The following is a 19,994-nucleotide window of genomic DNA, read 5'->3' as shown; positions in this document are numbered from 1 at the left end:
CTCTTCGTACTCTTCAAATCGTACGTTTAAAGATCAAACATTTTTGCACTATATCTTCATTCTTTTTATAATGCACAAATTTATACCATACTTTTATGCTCAATCATTGATATTCTCGCGTTTTTTATCTAGTTGGGCACGAATATCATCCGTATCCTTGTCGCTTAAGTTCCATAACAGACAAGCCAATGCAGCAGCAAAAAATAGGATTGCTGGAATCAAATTAACCACTAGATTGATGCCATTTTTAGTCGCCATTGATTGTTCCATATTGGCCCGATAGCCGAATGAATGCAGCAGCATGATTCCAACCGATGCTCCGATAGCGTTACCAATTTTTGTCGCTAAACCATAAGTCGCATAAGCAGTCCCGTCTGTTCGAACCCCTGATTTCAATTCTTGGTAATCTACAGAATCCGCCACTAATGAAAGTGAAATCGGAAAGCCCATATTGAACAATCCAAAAATTACATGACCGGCAATAATCATTGGCAAGTTGTCAAAATCAGCAAAGTATACGACGAGTAAACCAATCCCTTGAAGAATCAAGGAAACCATCAACACATTACGTTTCCCAAAACGTTTAACCAAAGGAACAATTGCTAATGAACAAAGCGCTCCGCCAATGGATGGAATCGTCATGAGTAAGGCAATCAAGGTAAACGCACCTAAACAATAAATGACATAAAAAGTTGTTACAGCGATTCTTCCCATAAAAGCAGTCATTTGCAAAATCATGATAAGAAAAACGATCATTAAGTATTTATTACCAATCACATTTTTAATCGTGGTACGAAATGGTACTTTATTTTCATTTCTCATCGGTTGAACAACTTCTCGAGATGTCGCGAATACCGCGAAAAACAACGGGATCGAAATTACCGCATAGATCAACGCTGTCATAAAATAGCCTCGACCAGTTGCTACCTGCGAACCATCTGAAAATGCCAGCATAATAAACGAAGACAATGAGTTCACAATAATCATTCCGACATTCATCCCAACCGAGCGCCATGCATTTAACTGATTTCGTTCATTGGCATCTTCACTCATCACCGCCGCCAAAGCCCCGTAAGGAATATTCACTAATGTGTAGATCATTCCAGCGATGATATAAATGACCGCTGCCCAAATGATACCTGCCGTTCCATTTCCAAACGGACCGGTGAAAGTCAAAACTGAAAACAGAGCTAAAAATGGTGAGCCAAAAGCAATATAAGGGCGGAAACGGCCTAACTTGCTTCTTGTACGTTCAGCGATCATCCCCATCATCGGATCATTGATCCCATCCCATAAACGGGCAATTAGCATGATCATCGAAACTGCAACCGGAGCCAAACCAACAATATCCGTATAAAAAACAGTCAAATAAGTGCCGACAAATGTCCAGACAAACTGGCTAGCCAAGTCACCCAATCCATAAGCAATCATAGAAAATTTCGTTAAACCCTTTTTCTCCATCTTCATTCCATTTTCAAAGACATCTTTTTCCATGTGAACCTCCTAGAATAGTTGTATTTGCAAACGTTTACAATGAATAGTTTAATCTGTCAGCCAAAACATTACTCTGCTTTTTTCATTCTTTCTATTGATACTTTCCTAGGATGATGGCTTTGAAATCCACAAAAAAACAAGATTGTATTACACAATCTTGTTAACGAGAGACTTTTTGAATCTCAATCAATTGAATGTCCTGCGGAAAAAGCTCTAGCTCGATTTTTAACTGATGGTTTCTAGACTGCCCTTCCCTTATTTCCAGCTGCGGCTCACAACGATGCTTCAAGTAAGTGATCATCTCATCATCTAACCGATCAGAGCTACTGATCTGATTAATTTCCTCCAGAATATTGCCGGTCTTTTGACCTATACGATAATACTTGATACGATAGTGACTTTCTTCTTCCTTCAAATCTTTCAACAGCACCTGTTTCGTCTGAACATTTCCAGAAGCAAACAGAGCAGCTGCATTTCTCCTAGTAAAGACACTGCTATGGTCGTAATAATAAGTAGAATTTAAATGACTATAAGAATAGCACAAAATTTGTATCTTGTTCGGATCATCCTTCGTAATCAATAGATCCTCTGATTGATACACGACCTGATTACCTAATCGATTTAAGAAACGGTAGGCATAGTAGCCAATCTTCGGTATACCGCTTTTAGAAATCAAACCAGAACCGCCAAAAATCTCTTTATTGGCCGTATCAAAAGTCGTCACCGATAAATCCGTCAGCTGCCAGTAGCCGATCAAATCACAATAAGGCATCGCCCCTAGAGCATTTTTCAAGATATAGCTGCCCTTGAAGGCCGTATCGTTGATAATATCGCGACTTAAAATGGTCACATTAAATTCCGTAATGAATGTTTTTCCCTGATAATTGATTTCCGTTACAAGCTCTTTGAAATCCTTTATGCGATGAAGCATGTAATCAGAATTCGGTGAAATCGGTTCATGATGCTGCTTTTTCTGGTTCAGCTGCTGCTTTACCGCATCCATTGGATAAATCGACAAACTAAGAAAATCCGGTGCGCCTTTCCCCGTTGTCCACTGTGTCAGAAACGTGCTTAAATCGCGCGTTTCAATATCTAAGCTTAAGCCACAGCCGCCGATTTGAATCATTGGTACGATTTGTTTTACAGCTTTTTTTATTTTCGAAAAGACATCAATATAGGTCTTTTCTTTAGCTAAATTCAGTTGTGCCCCATCCTGATCAATTCGCATCAAATCCTCACAGCCAATTGTCTTCAAAACTAAAGGATTAGGCTTCCAAATCTCGATCATCCAGGTAGAAACTTCCTCTAAACCAAATACATCCACACAATGATGGAAAAAAACTTGGAATCGTTGGATCAAGTCAGATAGCTTATAGGATTTTCGGATAAATGGATGACTTTTAACAATCTGCGTATGGGATTCATGAATCAGCTTTCCTTTGAAGCCAAGTTCTAAAAATGGTTTGATTCCCGCCTTTAGCATGATTCGTAAAATTTCATCAACTGTGGAAAAATCGTAAGCCTCGCCTACCTGCTCCAGAATTTCTTCGCTTAACAATCCCCATATACGTCCATAATTAAAAGGATTATTTTCCTGCAAATAATGAATTTGTTCCGCAAATGAAGCATGAGTCAAATCACCGGCGTAGCCAAGATTAATCATATTCTTTTGAAAGTTTTGCTTTGACGATGTCTGCATGGAAACTTGAATCGTCTCATCACTGATTTTCGCATCCTTTTCTTTAAAGTAAATTTCCAAATTTCGAAGGTCTTTTTCTTCAAGGCTATTTTGCTTCGAGGAAACCTTAGCCATCGCTTTCGTTTCCTTACGAAATTCACTCGGCGTCAAGCCTTGATACTTCTTAAATAAACGATTAAATGAGTTAATATTCGAAAAGCCCGCTGAAAAAGCTATGTCGGTAATTGATTTCTCCGTTTCCAGCAAATCCTTCCGAACCTTTTCCAACCGTTTACGAATCAGGTATTCATTCATTGGCATCCCGATCTCGTTAGAAAAACTGCGAGACAAATATTGATCGGAAACATACAGCTTATTGGCAATATCGACCAATCGAATGTCCTTATCGAAGTTATTATCAATATAAAATTTCAGTTCATAGACTTTTTGCTTCATGCTTCGCTCTTCTTCTATAGTAGAAGGTTTCGTGTATTCCTTTTCCAATATCTGAAGAATATGAAAATACTCCTCAAACACTTCTGAAACTGTATGCTTTTCTTGTAAGACGTATAGCTTTAGCAAGCGTTCAATCGACTGAATGACTTGATTATCTGCTCTTTTATTCTCTGTGACCGAGTTTCCTTCAAACACTTGGTTCTCTTGCTCTTCAAAATAATACTCTAAAACAATCTCAAATGCCCGCGCATTTTTTGTATAAACAGTATGTACCAATGATTTTGACAAAATATAAAAATCATTTTTTTGCAATGAAATGATTGTTCCTTCTTTTTCAATCGTCACTTCGCCTGCCAACACATAGATTAAATGGATATTTAAATCAAAATGCTGCATGATTCGATCTTCTGCTAATACATTTATCTCAATATTTTCCCACGGTTCAATCAAACGCATAGTGCCCCTCCTTGTATCGCTTTCTAATGAACAATAAATCATTATAGCGCCTTTACTATTTTCGAGAAAGCGTTTTTCTATCCTCATCATACATGAGAACAGTCTGAAGATTCTAGCTTACTTAAAAAATTTACGCTTGATTCCCCTTTTTTATGCACTTCAAAGCTGCTAATACACAATATTCTTCTTTCACACACTAAAAAATCTGTACTGCTCCTTTTGCCAAAATTACAAGGCCTGTCAGAAACAGTACAGATCAATTACCTATTTTTATAAAAGAATTTACGCATTTGTTGATGGTAAAATTGTTTCTACTTCTGAATGCGGACGTGGGATCACGTGAACAGATAATAGTTCACCTACACGCTGAGCCGCTGCTGCTCCTGCATCGGTTGCCGCTTTTACTGCGCCAACATCACCGCGAACCAAAACGGTCACAATCCCGCCTCCTACACGTTCTTTTCCTACTAATGTAACATTGGCTGCCTTCACCATTGCGTCGGCCGCTTCGATTGAACCGATCAATCCTTTTGTTTCGATCATTCCTAATGCATCTGATTTCATTTTTGTATTCCTCCTAAATTAATTTCTGATTTTTATTGTTGTTCCTGGCGTAACACCAAGAGCATTGGCTTCTTCCGTATCAATATGACACTCTAAGCCTGAATTCGCAGTCGCGCGAATTACTACATTGTTTAAGCTTCCGCCGCGTTCACCAGCAAAATCGATCGTCACGACTTGACCATCAGTCACGCCAAAACGTTCTGCCTCTTCCGGGAGCATATGAATATGACGTTTGGCGATAATTACCCCTTTAGCCATTTCAAATGCGCCATTGGGACCAATCAATGTTAAGCCCGGTGTACCATCCAAATCACCAGATAACCGTAACGCACCCTTTACTCCAAGTTTGAACGTATCGCTTTGTAAAATTTCTACTTGCGTTTCTGCTCTCACAGGACCTAAAATCCGGACCTTTTCAATTACTCCTTTGGGACCAGCGAGCGTGACACATTCTTTGCAAGCATATTGTCCCGGTTGCGAGAGATCCTTTAGCTTAGTTAATTGATAGTGATTGCCAAACAGCTTATCTAATGCAGCTTGACTTAAATGGATATGACGATTTGAAATCCCTACTGGAATCGAATCATCATTTGGGACATCTTCAGGATTTAAATGCGCCATAATGGCATTTAAAATCACTTCATAATCTTCCATTTCTACTCCTTCAATTCTTTATTTGCTTCATTTTAAGCATTCATTTGGGTTAAAACTTTCCGCACGACTTCTGCCAGCTCCGACAATTCTGCTGCCGAAAAATCCTTCATACTTGAATTGTCCGTTTTCCCCTCTGATGGCTGGCTCGCTTTTACTGGCTTTTCGGTCAAACAGGCATCTAGTGGCTCTTCCAGTTCTGGATGAGAAAAACTAGTATCCTCAGCCAATAAAGTCGTCACGTCCTTTAAGCCGTATGCGACTTTTTTAATGTTTAATAAATGCTTCGGACTAACATTTTCAGAAACAGAGCTGCCGCCAAAGGTTCCACAACCTAGCGTGAAGGAAATTGGCAACCCAGTACTAATTCCTGTTCCTCCTTGGCTGCCTCCTGTATTCACTAAAATACGTGAAGCCGGCTTCGCCGCAAATTTCAAAACAATGTCGCGATTATTCGTATGAATACTCATGGTATGTCCGATGCCGTTTTGTAATAATTCGATGCTCAAGTGACAGGCTTCCTCCCAATCCTTGACGGTATAAAAGGCTAAAACAGTCGTCAATTTTTCAAATGACAACGGATTTCCCGCTCCGACACCGTTTTGACGACCAATCAAAACAGTCGTTGAATGTGGAACAGTAAAACCGGCTGCTTCTGCGATCACTTGCGGCTTACGCCCGACAAATTTCGCATTCATCGCATGACCCCCGCCTTTGAAAAGCAGCCCGCAGACTTTTGCGGTCTCCTCTTCAGACATAAAGTAACCACCTTGAGCTTTCAATTCAGCAATAACCTCAGCTTCATTGATCTCTTCACAAATAATCGACTGCTCAGAGGCACAGATCGTTCCATTATCAAAGGTTTTACTTGCAATAATTTGTGAAACAGCCTTTTTGACATCAGCGCTTCTCTCAATATAAGCAGGAGAATTCCCCGCTCCTACACCGATAGCAGGTTTTCCTGAACTATAGGCAGCCTTTACCATTCCCGGCCCGCCAGTAGCGATAATCAAGCTTACTTCATCAGCATGCATTAATTCATTTGTTGACGCCATCGTTGGTGTCGAGACACAGCTAATAATGCCTTTGGGTGCTCCGGCTGCTTCTGCAGCACGACTCATCATGCCCGCAGCCTTCTTCGTACATTCTGCAGCCGCAGGATGCGGAGCAAACACGATGGCATTCCGTGATTTCAATGCCACCATTGCCTTGAAAATAACCGTTGATGTGGGGTTGGTTGAAGGGATAATTCCTAAGACTAGCCCCACTGGCTCCGCCACATCAAGGGTCCCTTTAGTCGTATCTTCAGCGATAATCCCAACGGTTTTTTCATCTTTGATTTCTTCGTATAGCAACGTTCCGGCTGCATGATTCTTGTAAGCCTTATCCGCTACTGTTCCAAAACCAGTCTCCTCCACAGCAGCTTTAGCTAAACAAACAGAAAATTTTTCTGCTGCTTCCTTCATACTTTTTAGAATTGCATCGACTTGCTCTTGACTAAAGGTCGCAAATTCTTGAGCAGCCCTTTCTCCAGCTCGGGCTAAGTCTCGCGCTTCCTGTACGGAACATAAATCTTTGTCAAACTTGTTCATTTTTATGTGACTCCTTTAGCGCTAAAATTTTTAAACAGAATTCTTCTCATCAGTTTGGCGGAAATGCAACCTCTGAAGACAGTCACTAGCCTTTTTGAAAATGTAAGCTCAATGCAGAAACAAGCTGTTCCTTATTGGCTTTATGCACATCCTTTTTACTGATAGCAAAATTAGTTTGCTTTTTCGCAAGTTTTCGCAGGTCAATAACCTTCATTTCAGTTAATGCTGCTTCCATTTCCGCTATTTTTCCAGTCTTTCCCCATTGTGAAAGGGTAGCCCCTGAAATTATTGGGCTTAATGCGGCTTCTGATTCCTGACTACCTTCAATAATTGTCTCTTCATGATTTTCATTTGAGATTAACACTTCTTCCGCGTCCTGAGGTGCCTCCTCAACAATAGATACTGATTCATCACTAGACTCCTGAGTCTCTTCCTTTCTTTCAAAAAGGCTTAAGCTTTTATCAGGACGTGGAATAACGTGAGTTGTTACGAGTAAAGTTGCCTCGAGCTTTGTCACAGCGGAAGCCGCAGCATCCACTGCCGTTTTGACTGCTCCCACATCACCTGAGACCATTATCGTCACTAGTCCACCACCGACAATTTCTTTTTGCGTTAAGCTCACTTCCGCTGTTTTCAGCATGACATCACTGGCCTCGATCGCAGCCAATAAGCCCTTTGTTTCAACTAATCCTAATGCGTTCATTGTCTACTCCTTCATCGTACACGTTGTCGGCACAATTTTTTTACAGCAAATCTGACCAGTTCGCTGGATACGTTGCATAAAACAGCCTCACTTTATCATTAGAACCCCAAGTGACTTTGCTGCCTTTTGGCACGAAAACAACATCTCCTGGACATGCTGTAAATTTTTGACCTTCGATCGTAATTTCTAAAGTTCCACTAATCACATAATCAATCTCCTCATAGCTGAGTTCCCAATCAAAGCGTGAATGATCAATTTCTAAAAAGCCTGCACTGATTTTCGCCTCTTCTTTACTGATGAGTTCTTGATAAAAAACCTGCGCTTCAGGATTACCTGTTTCAAAGGGTTTCATTTCCACAGTGCTGCCTTTTACAACTTTTAATCCACTGGCATGTTTTTCACATTGAAAGGGGCTCGTTTCACCCGCTAAAATCATTTTTAATAGCTGCAACAAGGTCTCCTGATTCAGTTCATTAGGTAAATTGAGCTCTTTTGATTGCGTTTCACAGGATTCGTTTAACGGAACATGCAGTTCTTCGATTAAATCCTGTGCAGCGGGTGTAATGATCGTGTTTTGATTAACACAAAGAGGTTCACCCGCTTCATGCGCTTTTGTTACATCCTCCAGACATATCAATTCTTTCATTGCACCTGATCCTCTCTATACAGATTCACAGCCTTCATCGATAATACCGATCACCGCCGCATCCACTGGAATCGCATCATTTTCCAGCATTCTTCTCGCAGCACTGCCGCAGGTAACAATCACTCGATCACCAATCCCTGCACCAATCACATCACAAACGATCATCTGCTCGCCATCACGCGATCCGCCGATGATTTCTGCAATCATTAGCTTCAGGCCATTCAGTTGCTCTGATTTTCGTGTTGCCCAAATATTATCGATTAATCGTGCTGTTACCATTTTCGTTCCTTCTCTTTTCGTTTGATTTCCTCGATTGCTGCTTCAACAGATGCGGTATCACCAAAAATCGCTAACAAGATCATATTTTGCGGACAACTTCCGCGAATATCCTCCACCGTAACGCCCACTGCCTTTTCTGCAACATCAGCCGCACAGACCATTTCAATCAATTTCCCTTGAACCAATCCTACTGCATCAGGTATCTCCAGTGCTGCTTTAGGACCAGAGCCTTTCCGACGATTTAAGATAGCCAGCGTTCCTTCACCGGGAGATTTAATCATTCGACAATCCATTTGCTGTCCCTCCTTTATTTCACCAAACGTTTTCTTCTTTCTGGCAATAGGTTAAACGCATAAATCGATTACTTTAAGACTTTTAACCTAATGCCAAAGCTACAAAGCTTCATCTGTACAACTCAACGCGATGCCTAACGGAGTAACAAACATCGGATTCAATGGCTTGTACGTTTTGATTTTGGTTTTTGCTTCAATGATTTTCTCAATTCCTGTTAAACAAGCCGTTCCGCCAACCAAATACAGACCATTGATCTCAAAACCAGTAATTTGTTCGGTAATGATCGTTGCGATTTTTTCTACTACTGGCTTCAAAACAGCAATCAACTCTTGGTGATTATCTTGATTTCGTTTATAAAGCTCCGCTTCTGAAAAAGAAACCTTGTATGCACCTGCCGTTACAAGTGTTAAGTGAGTACCGCCAGTCGCCTCATCCACGACTTTTACAACTTCACCATTTTTGATAATGGAGATACCTGTCGTTCCGCCACCGATATCGACGACGGCGCCGTTTTGAATCGCTAAGACCTGATTAGCCGCAGTAGGTTCATCCAGCACATTCGTCAATTCAAAACCGGCTCCTTGAACAACATTCTTGATCGCACCGCCATCTAACGCATCTGTTCCTGGAGGAATTGCCGCCGCTGCATAAATTAGTTCTGTATCCAGTTTTTCTTCTAATTCAGCCTTCAGCTCTTTCACGATGATAATCGCGCCAATGTAGTCCACGACCATCCCATCTCGCACGACATCTGCATAGCGATAAGCCCCTGCCACTGGTTGATAGTTTTCATCCATAACAGCTAAAACGATACAGGCTGTCCCAAGATCGACACCGGTATAAAGTGTACGTGTTGAATTTTTCTTTGGTTTGTTTATCACTGCTTCAAATTCTGCGACTAAGTGGTCACAGGCAGATATATCGTTCATAGTCATCACAGGCGATTCCTCCAAGTTTTAACATTTTAAAGCTTTTCTAGCTGTTCGATTTCTTTTGCAATTAAATAGATCAATTGCTCTAAAGCTGCTTGTTGTTCGAGTGTGACACAGGTTTGAATCGTTTTCGCATAGATGATTGCGCGTCTCAATTTTAAAGCGATCTTACCTCCAGGCTTAAAAATCTGAACCTCGCTGATTTCAGAAAGTTCAATCGGTTGATCTTTTTCATTTTCACTGCAAGGAAGCTCTTCAAGGTTTTGCGTTACAATTTTTTTTACAAGTTGAGTCAAAGCAGTTATTCGTTCACAGCTAGCTGAACAAACATTTCTCGCCTCTAACGCTGCTTCCCACAGTTCGACTTCTAATAACGGAAAAAAAGTCTTATGCTTGGACACTAAAGCCAGATTTTTCATCATTTCATCGGACGATCCTCCAGCAGTATCCGTTTCATCATGCGTTACAATCGGAATCTGATGATCCGTCAAAAACTGTTTCGCTCCAGGAGTTAAACGCTCATTTTTTGTTAACAAAAAACGTTCTATTGATTTCTCACGATTTTTTAACTGTAATTCCTGCTCAGTAATAAAACGCATCAGCACTCACCTCGACAAATTCTGGCGTAAATACCTGCCAGATCCGCCACCGTAACCTGCCGCGGATTGGTTAATGTACATTTGTCCTTCAATGCTGCTTCTGCCATCTCTGGAATTGCAGCGATAAACGCATCTTCATTAATTCCTAGATCTGTTACGAACTTCGGAATATCGAGTTTTCGGGTTAATTTTTGGATACCTGCAATCAAAAGATTGACCGTCGTTCTTTCTGTTGTTGAGCATATTCCCAATAGGTTCGCCGCTTCAGCATACTTACTCAAAGCAGGCAGATCTTGATTGCTTTCAATTCCCGCATTAAAGCTAATAACATGTGGCAATAATATGGCATTAGCTCGACCATGAGGAATATGAAAACGTCCCCCCAGCGCATGAGCCAAGCTGTGGCAAATTCCTAACGAGGCTTCGCTAAAGGCCATTCCCGCTAAACATGAAGCGTTATGAATTCTCTCTCGCCGTTGTGCATCTTCACCATCAGCCGCTACCTTAGCTAGATCCTGCCAAATAATCCTCATCGCTTTTTCCCCACAAGCATCCGTAAAGTCTGTGGCATTTGTTGAAACATATGCCTCTAAAGTGTGCGTCAAAACATCGATACCGGTATCCGCAGTCACACTGCTAGGAACCGTTAATGTAAAGGCTGGATCTAAAATTGCAATATCAGGAATCATCGCGTCGTCTACTAAGGCATATTTGCCATTCACAGCTGGATCGGAAATAACCGCAAAAGAAGTGACCTCACTACCAGTACCACTCGTTGTTGGTATACAGATTAATTGCACAGCTGATTCGATCCCTGCCTGTTGATAGATTTGTCGAACCGCTTTTGCCGTATCTAAGGCAGAACCACCACCTAAAGCAATAATTGTATCCGGTTGAAAATCCGCCGCATAGGCAACCCCTTTGGTTACTACTTCAATCGTAGGATCAGGAACGATTTCAGAAAAAATTTGATACGAGCTGTTCACTTCCGACAAAATGGCTGTGACCTTTTTTACCATTCCGCTTATTACCATGAAAGGGTCACAAATAACTAAGGCCCGTTGGCATCGGCAATCTTTCAGATAAGTTGTGGCGTTGCTGCCGGAATATATTTTTGTTGCCATTTTAAAACTCCCCATTCTCTCGCCCCCTTCCTAAAATTATTTGTTCTATTTGATGCAGCTCTTCTTTTTCCAAGTCAAGAACCAGATCAACCTGCTCAAGTCCACAAGCCAGAAGTTGCGCTTTGGCTTGCTGCAAGGCAGACTCTTCATAAGATTTGTGATAGGTGACGATTCCATAAATAGGAATTCGAAAAACCTTCGCAAAATTTGGCGGATAGCTGTGGCGTTTTGCAGTAACTGGTTGTAAAAAGATTCCACAAGACGCCGTTTGCTGTAAAGCAATCACATGCTTATGCATCCAAGGACTTTCCAAATAGCTGTCTGGAACAAGGATTGTCCGTCGATAATACATGATATTGGCGACTTTCTTTAATGGTTGCGAGTTTGTTTTTTCCAGATAATTCGCGATTTTCAGCTTGCCGCTTTCTCTTGGTCCAACCAAAAGGATTCTCACGTTCGAGTCACATCCACTACGCTGAAGTGCAATACCTCTTTAAAAACCCGCAGCACTTCAGTCAAGCTTGTTTCAACACTTTCGACATCTCCTGTAATAACCACCGAACCAGTAAAGCGATCTAGAAATCCAATTTCAACATCTGCTACTTTCGCTGCTGTATCTGCTGCGATCATTGCAGTTTCAAAAGGAGACAAGGTCAAGATACCAATCGCTCCTGCTGCGTCGATTCCTAATGATTGATAAACACTCGCGATAGGTGCTGCTATGACATGCGCCAACGTAATCTGTTTTCCAGGCACAGACTCTTCAATCACTCGCTGAGCTAATAATTCTGACATTGTTCCGCCTCCTTAATGCCGCACCACTCGTACTGGAAAATCATACTCAGCAATCCAAGCCTCAATCTGATCCAAATCAGCATCAGACAAGCTCGGATCGCCTTCTACCGGATATTCCATGCCTAATTGTCCGTATTTGTTGACACCCAATTTGTGGTAAGGCAGTAAATCGATCCCTTTAAAATTCGACAAATCTTTGTACGGTAGCAGGAACTCCACGATTTCTTTGATTTCTTCATGACTGTCATTGATCAGCTTCAGCATCGGCATCCTGATCTGAACCTTATAGCCCCGTACCAACAATTCCTTTAAATTAGCTAGGATTTTCTCATTGCTGATACCGGTTAATTCATTGTGGCGCACAGGGTCCATGTGCTTCATGTCGTATAGAAAGAGATCGATATAATCAGCCATTTCTAGCAGTTTATTCATGTGACTATGGCCGCAGGTTTCAATCGCAGTATTTAATCCATCCGCTTTGCATGCTTTTAAAAGCGCCAATGCTGCTTCAGGCTGTGCGGTACATTCCCCACCGCTAAAGGTTACCCCGCCACCAGACATTTCATAAAAGGCATCATCTTCATGAATCACTTCCATTAATTCTGAGATCGTCATAATGGAACCTGTGATATTGAGTGCTTTCATTGGACAGGCATTTACACATTCTTGACAGCCATTACAGGAAATATCGCGTCGCACCTGATGTTTCCCATGTTCATCAATGTAGTGGATACCTAAAGGACAGGCATCCACACATGCTCCACAATTCGTACAAACACTTTCCTTAAACATGACTTCAAACCGACGCTTGATCCCTTCTGGATTGGCGCACCACTGACAGCGCAATGGACATCCCTTGAAGAAGACGATAGTTCTGATCCCAGGACCGTCATACAGGCTGTATTTTTGTACATTGAAAATCATCGCTTGCCGTTCTATCCGTTCCTCTTTCACATTTACCATCCATTCCAAGCTCCAGCTTATTTTTTAAATTTTTGTCAGCATTGTCCGAGAGATAATCTCATCCTGAACATCCTTACATAGCTCTACGAAGAAAGCACTGTAACCAGCTACCCGAACAATCAAATCGCGGTATTGCTCTGGATGTTTTTGTGCTTCAATTAAGGTATTGTTGTCTAAATAGTTAAACTGCATTTCTCCATTACCTAAATGACAAGCCGTTTTAAGCAACGTAATCAGACTTTCTTCACCTTCTGGTGTATCCAATAAACCAGTCATGATCTTAAAGTTATGCACCATCCCGATGTTCATGCTGTCGTTGGACATTTTCGAGATTGATTTGATAATTGCAGTCGGTCCTTTGAAATCGGCGCCTTGCGTTGGGCTGATTCCATCAGATAGCGGAGTCCAAGCTTTACGTCCATTCGCAGAAGCTCCAGTCATTTGTCCAAACGGTGTATTATTGGAAATTGACAAGGTTCCGTGACTCAACACTGAATACAATGTTTTATACTTACGGTGCTCAGCTTCAGTAAAGTTGATCAGATCTGCCGCGATCAAATCGGCATAATCATCGTCATTTCCATATTTCGGCGCGTTCAAACAATCCGTTCTCATACGATCATTATTCGCAAAATCAGCTTTTAATCCTTCATTTAATTCCTGCAATGTGTATTTTTTCTCATCAAAGACCAGTTTCTTAATTGCAGCCATTGAATCAGCATAAGTTGCTAGGCCAGACCAAACAACACCCGGTCCAAAATTGTACATTGCACCACCAGAAGAAACGTCTTTTCCGTTCTCCATACAGCCCTCGTACATGATTGACATCAATGGTTTTGGCGCTAGATCACGATGAACACGTTGGGAAATAACGGTAGCTACATCTGTCCATTTCGTAATGTATTTGATTTCTTCCTTAACCGCTGCCTCAAACTCTTCGTAGGTCTTGAAGCGAGACAAATCACCCATATCTGGGCAAACCTGCTTGCCGTACCACAGAGGAACGCCATGATTCAAGACTAGTTCAATACAAATAGGCCATTGCGTATAGGCAGTAGAGGTCCATTGATACAAACGACCTGATTTTTGCGGCTCCACACAACCCATCAAACAATAATCCCTCGCATCTTCAATTGAGACACCCTTTGCCAGCATCATCTTGATGTGTGTATCATCAAAATGACAAGCAGGAAAACCCATACCGGCTCTAACAACATCCACGATTTTTTTCAGATATTCTCTTGGTGAGTGGTTGTGAATGCGGCAGGCAAGCGAAGGTTGATACACCTTGACATGACGAACAGCATCCATCAATAAATAGGTCAATTCATTGGTAGCATCGCGCCCTTGACGAGTCACCCCGCCGACACACATGTTTACAAACGGCTGATAGCCAGCGAAGAATTTCGAACCGCCTTCACTAGTGATCCACATCATTTCAGACATCTTAATCAACATACAGCCAGCTAATTCAAAGGCTTGGAATTCATTCATCCGACCTTCTTCTAGGTCAGCCTTAAAGTATGGATACATGTATTGATCCACACGTCCAATTGACATCCCTGTTTGGTTCTCTTCAACGACTAACAATGATTCAATTGTCCAAACGGCTTGAATCGCTTCCCAGAAGGTATCCGGTTTATGGGCAGGGACTTTACGGTTCACTTCAGAGATTTTCAAAAGCTCGGCTTTGCGTTTTGGATTGGTTTCCTTCGCAGCCAGCTCCGCAGCATAATCCGCCATCCGACGGGCATAAATCATGACGCCTTCGGTTGTATCAATGATTGATTTATAGAAATAGATTTTTTCAATATCCTCAGGATTTTCATAATCTAATTCTTCCAAATGTGCCTTGGCTTCATTCTGAATATCGATCATGCCTTTTTTCATCAAAATGACATCATACCCAGGATTGGAATCGCCACCGCCATTTAGTGCATGATACGAACAATCGGAAACGAAAGATTCACCAGATAATTCCCAAACACCTGCTTCACGGTATTGATCCTCACAATATTCATCGACAGATTTGCCTTTCCAGAATGGGAAAAGCTCTTCACGCATGATTTTTTTGTCTTCATCAGAAATGTAGAACGGGTCCTGTGGACGGCTGCCGATCGTATCGATCTCATCCTCCATCCAGCGCCATGCGATATCTGGAGAGAATGCGCCTGCACGCGGCTTACCGTTGGGTGCTCCAACAATCAGTTCGTGATCTTGTATCACCAGCGGCGCTGTTTCACAGCAATAACGGAAGCATTTTGCCCGCAAAACAATCTTTGGCATGCCTGGATTTTCCTTGGCAATTTTTGTAATCGCTCGGGCACGATAAGTAGTAATTGACGGTACTTGCTCTAAATAGTTGTCCTTCAATGCCTGCAAACGTTTCGTAATTCCATTAGGAATCTCTGTTCCCTCATCCGAGACCAGTAATTCTGTTACGACGTCGTCCTTTTTGACCTCGTCTGAAACAGAAGCAAACATTTTCATCAAGGCCTGTCTTTCTTCTGAGCTTAATTCTTTTGTCGCTTCAGCTAATTTTGCTGAAAATTCTTTGATGTCCATCTGTTTCCCTCACTTTACTGCTCAATTATTTTTTGTAAAAATTTCTCAATAAGTAATTGTTCATCTGAAACTCGCTTGTTAACTCCTTTACTCGGCTCCTTAACCGACGTGTAGCCAATTTCACGAACATAGGTTAAATCCTTTGCTGTAATATTCTTGGCTTTGAACCCGCGTCCTGTTGTCATTCCACCCAAAATCAGCGAGACTGGTAAACTGGAATCGATTCCAATTCCCGCTAAACTTGCTCCTGCATTTACAATCATGCGGCCAACAGGTTTCTTCAAAGCGAATTCTTTGATAATACATTGATTATTCGAATGGATCGCTAACGTATGTCCGTTACGCTTTTCCTTTAACAACTGAATACATTTATCACAGGCATGAATCCAATCAGACTCTAAATAAAAGGTTAGGATCGGACATTTTAGTGCTGTGGTAAAGGGATTCTCGTCAAAAATATACGGTTGCTCCGATACTAAGACCTTCGTCTTCTCTGACACAGTAAATCCAGCGATTCCAGCAATCGTTTGTGCATCTTTTCCGACGATGCTGGGATTTATTTCATTGCTTAAAAATAATTTAGTCAAAAGCTGTTTTTCTTCCGCAACACTCATGAAATGAGCACCAGCCTCGATCATCTGCTCTTTTACTTCCTTTGCAATCACACTTTCAGCAATAACAAATTGCTCTGCTGAGGGCAATAAGCCATTATCAAAAGCACGACTAGAAACAATCGCTTGAGCAGCCTGGCTGACATTGGCTGTTCGCTCGACAAAAACCGGTACTGAACCACAGCCGCCATAGATAATCGGTTTAGGATACGCCCGTAAATCAAAATAATCCGCCATTCCAATATTAATCACTAAATCGACAGCTTCTTGCTCTATTAATGCTTTGACTCCTTCGATTGTAGTATTTTCCATATGGCTGAAACTGGATTTTGGCAAGCCAGAATTAGCCTGATTAAGAATTTCGACTAATTTAGCCGCTGCCTCTTCCGTTTTATTCGGCGGAATAAGAATCACTGTATTTCCTGCTTTTAAGGCACTTAATGTAGCAAATAACGCATTTAAAACAATATTTTCTGCTGGTAAAATAACTGCAACAACACCAAATGGTATCCCGATTTTACTCAAGGGAGCTCCATTAGTATTCAAAACACCGATCACCTGCTCTTGAAACGAATCATTAAACTGAGCTAAAAAGCTTTGGTATAGCTGTGTCTTATCTTGTTCATTGCCTTTTCCCGTAACTGATACTTCGAAAGCAGCTAGCTCTGGCAATAGCTGGTGCACCTCAGTGATCATTCGTTGAATCATGCGATCAAGTGTTTCTTGGTCATATTCCCTTAGTAAAAAATGTGCATCGCGAGCGGATTCAACCAAGATGCGGGCTTCTTGGATCGATTTTAGATCTTTATCCACAAACTGCATGACTTCCACTCCCTTATGCTGGTAGTAATTGCTCCAACGAATACCGATCAATGATCTTTCCTAAATCAATATGCGGACTTGGAATCACAACGGAGCTGTATACCTCCGCACCCATTTCTTCAACTGCTGCAATACCTGTTTCAACAGCTGTCTTACATGCTGCAACATCTCCTCTTACGATGACGGAAATGTAACCAGAGGCCACATTTTCATAACCGACCAACTCAACGTCCGCCGCTTTACACATAGCATCAGCTGCTTCCAAAACAAAAACTAATCCAAATGTTTCGATTGCCCCGATCGCTTCGTATCTTTCCATTTTGTCCCTCCTAAACTACTGGTCAATATCATGAACAGAAACAATGTCACCTACAGCCCGAATTGGCCTGGGCATAACATTTTGTGCGGTCAGAGTACCGATTCCTTCTGCTGCCTTAGCTCCTGCAGCCACAGAAGCTTCGACAGCTGCAACATCTCCTTTGATCATGATCGTCACCAGTGTTGATCCAATATTTTCATACGAGATCAGCTCAACATTGGCCGCCTTTAGCATTTCATCACAAGCTTTTAATGCTGGAACCAGTCCGAGTGTCTCGACCAATCCTAGTGCTTCTTCACCTCTGTATCTCACTAACAGACCTCCTTAGCTTTTGCGATAAGCAGTATCTACATACTTAGAAACAGTTTGCCGCCCATCTTCCGTGATCATATAGCGCATCACTAATTCACTATTCTTATCCAAATCGTAACTCGTCATTTCACATAAGCCATTTGCTTCAAGGGCCAACAAATGATCGAGATACATTTTATCGTTGAACTGTTTTTCACTGCCATAATCCTTTTTCAAAGCGGACATGACTTCTTTTACATCTACTTCGTTATGATCAAACATGTAGTTCAAAACAGCCATTCTGGTTGGTAGCGCCATTCTATGCATCTCCTTTTCTGAATAAATCTAAAGGATTCATCGTTACAATGATGGCTCCTAATACGATTACGATTGAACCAATAACAATTGTTGATGTCAGGGTTTGACCTAAGAACAGAACGCAGAATAATACGCCCCAGAAAGCGTAGGTCACGTTTAGAGACATCCCGATTGCACAACCCACCATTGAGTTGGCTTTATACCAACAAACAAATGATGCCGCAGCACTTAATCCAGATAAAACCAGCCACAGAATCGGAATACCTGCTGTCAATGTTCCACCAAGCAGTTTCAATCCGCCAACAAGCGGTACAATCAAAATCAAGACAACTAAGCCAGAAATTAACTCGCGTAAGTTCACTGCAACATCGGTATCAATCATTGCCCCGCCGAAACTTGAAAAGACACCTTCAAGCCCCCAGCAAACTGCTGCAATCAATGCACAAATAATTCCTAGTGTAAAATTCGGTGCCCCCTCAGGTTTTGCCCAGTTGATGACGATTGCTCCTGCAACACATAGCAACATCCCAAAAACAACACGCTTTGTAGGGCGTTGCTTTAAGAAAATCCAAGCAAATAAAGAACCGAATAGACTACACGTTGCCGAGATTGGAATTGCGTAAGCTCCTGCCATTGCTAAACCGATCAGGTAGGCTCCATTGGCCACAGGACCACCTAGAAGAAAGCCAACTACCAGCATTTGTCCAGGTTTTGTCTTCAATGTCCGCGATAATTCCTTCAATCGTCCATGTTTTGCGTTATAAAATAATAACCAGATCCCAGCAAATAAATCGTTTAAGCCCGAGCTAACAAAAGGAGCTGCTAAGAACCCCGCTGCACTGACTAAAGGATCATATCCGCTAGCCACCATAACCAAAGTTGAATAAATCCCATAAGTCAACCCAGAAAACAAACCATTTCCGAGTCCAGCGATTCGAAATTTTTTCCCAACCGCTTTCATTTTCGATTCGGCAGAAACCGTTGTTTGCATGACACTCTTTTCACTATTCATACTGATTCCCCTTACTCATTCGTTGTATGTGGGAGAATAGTTTCTACTTCACCATGCGGACGCGGAATGACATGCACAGATAATAATTCACCCACTCGTTGAGCCGCTGCTGCTCCAGCATCGGTAGCTGCTTTTACTGCACCAACATCCCCACGTACCATTACAGTGACGATCCCACCGCCAACGAGCTCTTTTCCGATCAAGGAGACATTTGCGGCTTTCACCATTGCGTCGGCTGCTTCGATTGATCCTACTAGACCCTTTGTTTCTACCATTCCTAATGCATCGTACTTCACTATTGTTCCTCCTATTCGCGATTGAATCGCATACATTTTTTATGCATTTTCACTGTAGATTGTTCCCTTACGGTAGGAGTCAACCCCAAATTTTTTAAAAATTGTGAAGTATAACACAATCACATTGTTATAAAACAGTTTCAATTCTCAATTAACTGTATTAATCGAGAATCTTCAGAATAAAATCTTTTAATCGCTTGATTCTATTTAAGTAATATCTCTTTTTAAATTAAAATAATTTCATAGAAGTGCCGCTGCTATTTTCTTTTCGAGTAATACAGAATTAAAAAAAATTGAATGAAAATAAAAAGAACTATCACATTTTTTTACCTCGAAACAAGTGAAAATTGTTAGAATGACAAGGTAAGAAAATTTTTCATTTATTGGTGAAGAAAGAATAAATGCCTTTTTAACAACGAAAATCTTTCCTTTTTCAAACCTTCCCCTTAAAGACAAGGATTATTTCTCTTACACATTTTTCAGAATAATTACATTATCATTTTCACTTTTGCACAAAAAAAAGCTAAGCAACTT

At 41.4% G+C, this 19,994-nt stretch carries 22 protein-coding genes; all 22 read right to left on the bottom strand.

The genetic code is table 11. From position 1 onward, the window contains the following. Positions 1 to 99: 99 nt before the first annotated feature. The gene (locus tag AUF14_RS18830; protein ID WP_016178628.1) at positions 100 to 1,494 is read right to left on the bottom strand and encodes an MFS transporter; all 1,395 of its coding nucleotides are present in this window, start codon (positions 1,492 to 1,494) and stop codon (positions 100 to 102) included. Positions 1,495 to 1,654: 160 nt separating this feature from the next. Next, entirely contained in the window at positions 1,655 to 4,084 is a 2,430-nt protein-coding gene (locus AUF14_RS18825; RefSeq protein WP_102866487.1) for a GH39 family glycosyl hydrolase, read from the bottom strand. Between the two features lie 282 nt (positions 4,085 to 4,366). After that, on the bottom strand, positions 4,367 to 4,648 hold the full coding sequence (locus tag AUF14_RS18820) for a BMC domain-containing protein (RefSeq protein WP_016178630.1): 282 nt from the start codon (positions 4,646 to 4,648) through the stop codon (positions 4,367 to 4,369). Between the two features lie 18 nt (positions 4,649 to 4,666). Continuing rightward, positions 4,667 to 5,302: a phosphate propanoyltransferase gene (locus AUF14_RS18815; protein ID WP_102866486.1), complete on the bottom strand. Its 636-nt coding sequence runs from the start codon at positions 5,300 to 5,302 to the stop codon at positions 4,667 to 4,669. 32 nt (positions 5,303 to 5,334) lie between these two features. Continuing rightward, complete coding sequence (locus AUF14_RS18810) at positions 5,335 to 6,891, bottom strand: acetaldehyde dehydrogenase (acetylating) (protein ID WP_102866485.1); 1,557 nt, start codon at positions 6,889 to 6,891, stop codon at positions 5,335 to 5,337. Positions 6,892 to 6,976: 85 nt separating this feature from the next. Next, positions 6,977 to 7,594 carry a BMC domain-containing protein gene (locus tag AUF14_RS23245; RefSeq protein WP_102866484.1) on the bottom strand — a complete coding sequence of 206 codons (618 nt, stop codon included), beginning with the start codon at positions 7,592 to 7,594 and terminating at the stop codon, positions 6,977 to 6,979. 40 nt (positions 7,595 to 7,634) lie between these two features. Next, the gene (locus AUF14_RS18800) at positions 7,635 to 8,240 is read right to left on the bottom strand and encodes a cupin domain-containing protein (protein WP_102866483.1); all 606 of its coding nucleotides are present in this window, start codon (positions 8,238 to 8,240) and stop codon (positions 7,635 to 7,637) included. Positions 8,241 to 8,255: 15 nt separating this feature from the next. Continuing rightward, a complete protein-coding gene (locus AUF14_RS18795) occupies positions 8,256 to 8,519 on the bottom strand; it encodes a EutN/CcmL family microcompartment protein (protein ID WP_102866482.1) in 264 nt (87 codons plus the stop codon). Beyond that, entirely contained in the window at positions 8,513 to 8,812 is a 300-nt protein-coding gene (locus AUF14_RS18790) for a BMC domain-containing protein (protein WP_016178636.1), read from the bottom strand. The genes AUF14_RS18795 and AUF14_RS18790 overlap by 7 nt, the downstream gene beginning before the upstream one ends. A 99-nt stretch (positions 8,813 to 8,911) precedes the next feature. Next, a complete protein-coding gene (gene eutJ / locus AUF14_RS18785; RefSeq protein WP_102866481.1) occupies positions 8,912 to 9,748 on the bottom strand; it encodes an ethanolamine utilization protein EutJ in 837 nt (278 codons plus the stop codon). A 29-nt stretch (positions 9,749 to 9,777) separates the two neighbouring features. Further along, complete coding sequence (locus AUF14_RS18780) at positions 9,778 to 10,344, bottom strand: hypothetical protein (protein ID WP_102866480.1); 567 nt, start codon at positions 10,342 to 10,344, stop codon at positions 9,778 to 9,780. Then, complete coding sequence (locus tag AUF14_RS18775; protein ID WP_102866479.1) at positions 10,344 to 11,483, bottom strand: 1-propanol dehydrogenase PduQ; 1,140 nt, start codon at positions 11,481 to 11,483, stop codon at positions 10,344 to 10,346. Before AUF14_RS18775 ends, AUF14_RS18780 begins: the two co-directional genes overlap by 1 nt. After that, positions 11,470 to 11,922: a EutP/PduV family microcompartment system protein gene (locus tag AUF14_RS18770; protein ID WP_102866478.1), complete on the bottom strand. Its 453-nt coding sequence runs from the start codon at positions 11,920 to 11,922 to the stop codon at positions 11,470 to 11,472. Before AUF14_RS18770 ends, AUF14_RS18775 begins: the two co-directional genes overlap by 14 nt. Continuing rightward, on the bottom strand, positions 11,919 to 12,263 hold the full coding sequence (locus tag AUF14_RS18765; RefSeq protein ID WP_016178641.1) for a BMC domain-containing protein: 345 nt from the start codon (positions 12,261 to 12,263) through the stop codon (positions 11,919 to 11,921). Before AUF14_RS18765 ends, AUF14_RS18770 begins: the two co-directional genes overlap by 4 nt. 12 nt (positions 12,264 to 12,275) lie before the next feature. Then, positions 12,276 to 13,226: a choline TMA-lyase-activating enzyme gene (gene cutD / locus AUF14_RS18760; RefSeq protein ID WP_102866477.1), complete on the bottom strand. Its 951-nt coding sequence runs from the start codon at positions 13,224 to 13,226 to the stop codon at positions 12,276 to 12,278. Positions 13,227 to 13,250: 24 nt separating this feature from the next. After that, positions 13,251 to 15,791 carry a choline trimethylamine-lyase gene (gene cutC, locus AUF14_RS18755; RefSeq protein ID WP_102866476.1) on the bottom strand — a complete coding sequence of 847 codons (2,541 nt, stop codon included), beginning with the start codon at positions 15,789 to 15,791 and terminating at the stop codon, positions 13,251 to 13,253. Positions 15,792 to 15,805: 14 nt separating this feature from the next. Further along, complete coding sequence (locus AUF14_RS18750) at positions 15,806 to 17,224, bottom strand: aldehyde dehydrogenase family protein (RefSeq protein ID WP_102866475.1); 1,419 nt, start codon at positions 17,222 to 17,224, stop codon at positions 15,806 to 15,808. A gap of 13 nt (positions 17,225 to 17,237) precedes the next feature. Next, positions 17,238 to 17,543 carry a BMC domain-containing protein gene (locus tag AUF14_RS18745; RefSeq protein WP_102866474.1) on the bottom strand — a complete coding sequence of 102 codons (306 nt, stop codon included), beginning with the start codon at positions 17,541 to 17,543 and terminating at the stop codon, positions 17,238 to 17,240. 15 nt (positions 17,544 to 17,558) lie between these two features. Further along, on the bottom strand, positions 17,559 to 17,855 hold the full coding sequence (locus tag AUF14_RS18740) for a BMC domain-containing protein (RefSeq protein WP_102866473.1): 297 nt from the start codon (positions 17,853 to 17,855) through the stop codon (positions 17,559 to 17,561). 12 nt (positions 17,856 to 17,867) lie between these two features. Beyond that, the gene (locus tag AUF14_RS18735) at positions 17,868 to 18,152 is read right to left on the bottom strand and encodes a hypothetical protein (RefSeq protein WP_102866472.1); all 285 of its coding nucleotides are present in this window, start codon (positions 18,150 to 18,152) and stop codon (positions 17,868 to 17,870) included. 1 nt (position 18,153) lies between these two features. Further along, complete coding sequence (locus tag AUF14_RS18730; protein WP_102866471.1) at positions 18,154 to 19,164, bottom strand: DMT family transporter; 1,011 nt, start codon at positions 19,162 to 19,164, stop codon at positions 18,154 to 18,156. Positions 19,165 to 19,175: 11 nt separating this feature from the next. Next, positions 19,176 to 19,460: an ethanolamine utilization microcompartment protein EutM gene (gene eutM, locus AUF14_RS18725; RefSeq protein WP_016178649.1), complete on the bottom strand. Its 285-nt coding sequence runs from the start codon at positions 19,458 to 19,460 to the stop codon at positions 19,176 to 19,178. Between the last annotated feature and the right edge of the window lie 534 nt (positions 19,461 to 19,994).

The organism is Enterococcus avium (assembly GCF_002891025.1).
GTDB lineage: Bacteria > Bacillota > Bacilli > Lactobacillales > Enterococcaceae > Enterococcus_A > Enterococcus_A avium.
This window is presented reverse-complemented; position numbering and strand designations above follow the sequence as displayed.

Excerpts from the sequence above, each read along its gene's own strand:
- AUF14_RS18790 (WP_016178636.1), bottom strand. The coding sequence starts at position 8,812 with ATGGATTGTCGAATGATTAAATCTCCCGGTGAAGGAACGCTGGCTATC.
- AUF14_RS18800 (WP_102866483.1), bottom strand. The coding sequence starts at position 8,240 with ATGAAAGAATTGATATGTCTGGAGGATGTAACAAAAGCGCATGAAGCG.
- AUF14_RS18825 (WP_102866487.1), bottom strand. The coding sequence starts at position 4,084 with ATGCGTTTGATTGAACCGTGGGAAAATATTGAGATAAATGTATTAGCA.
- AUF14_RS18765 (WP_016178641.1), bottom strand. The coding sequence starts at position 12,263 with ATGTCAGAATTATTAGCTCAGCGAGTGATTGAAGAGTCTGTGCCTGGA.
- AUF14_RS18815 (WP_102866486.1), bottom strand. The coding sequence starts at position 5,302 with ATGGAAGATTATGAAGTGATTTTAAATGCCATTATGGCGCATTTAAAT.
- AUF14_RS18780 (WP_102866480.1), bottom strand. The coding sequence starts at position 10,344 with ATGCGTTTTATTACTGAGCAGGAATTACAGTTAAAAAATCGTGAGAAA.
- AUF14_RS18795 (WP_102866482.1), bottom strand. The coding sequence starts at position 8,519 with ATGGTAACAGCACGATTAATCGATAATATTTGGGCAACACGAAAATCA.
- AUF14_RS18735 (WP_102866472.1), bottom strand. The coding sequence starts at position 18,152 with ATGGCGCTACCAACCAGAATGGCTGTTTTGAACTACATGTTTGATCAT.
- AUF14_RS18745 (WP_102866474.1), bottom strand. The coding sequence starts at position 17,543 with ATGGAAAGATACGAAGCGATCGGGGCAATCGAAACATTTGGATTAGTT.
- AUF14_RS18750 (WP_102866475.1), bottom strand. The coding sequence starts at position 17,224 with ATGCAGTTTGTGGATAAAGATCTAAAATCGATCCAAGAAGCCCGCATC.
- AUF14_RS23245 (WP_102866484.1), bottom strand. The coding sequence starts at position 7,594 with ATGAACGCATTAGGATTAGTTGAAACAAAGGGCTTATTGGCTGCGATC.
- cutD (WP_102866477.1), bottom strand. The coding sequence starts at position 13,226 with ATGGTAAATGTGAAAGAGGAACGGATAGAACGGCAAGCGATGATTTTC.
- AUF14_RS18830 (WP_016178628.1), bottom strand. The coding sequence starts at position 1,494 with ATGGAAAAAGATGTCTTTGAAAATGGAATGAAGATGGAGAAAAAGGGT.
- AUF14_RS18775 (WP_102866479.1), bottom strand. The coding sequence starts at position 11,483 with ATGGGGAGTTTTAAAATGGCAACAAAAATATATTCCGGCAGCAACGCC.
- eutJ (WP_102866481.1), bottom strand. The coding sequence starts at position 9,748 with ATGACTATGAACGATATATCTGCCTGTGACCACTTAGTCGCAGAATTT.
- cutC (WP_102866476.1), bottom strand. The coding sequence starts at position 15,791 with ATGGACATCAAAGAATTTTCAGCAAAATTAGCTGAAGCGACAAAAGAA.
- AUF14_RS18810 (WP_102866485.1), bottom strand. The coding sequence starts at position 6,891 with ATGAACAAGTTTGACAAAGATTTATGTTCCGTACAGGAAGCGCGAGAC.
- AUF14_RS18730 (WP_102866471.1), bottom strand. The coding sequence starts at position 19,164 with ATGAATAGTGAAAAGAGTGTCATGCAAACAACGGTTTCTGCCGAATCG.
- AUF14_RS18820 (WP_016178630.1), bottom strand. The coding sequence starts at position 4,648 with ATGAAATCAGATGCATTAGGAATGATCGAAACAAAAGGATTGATCGGT.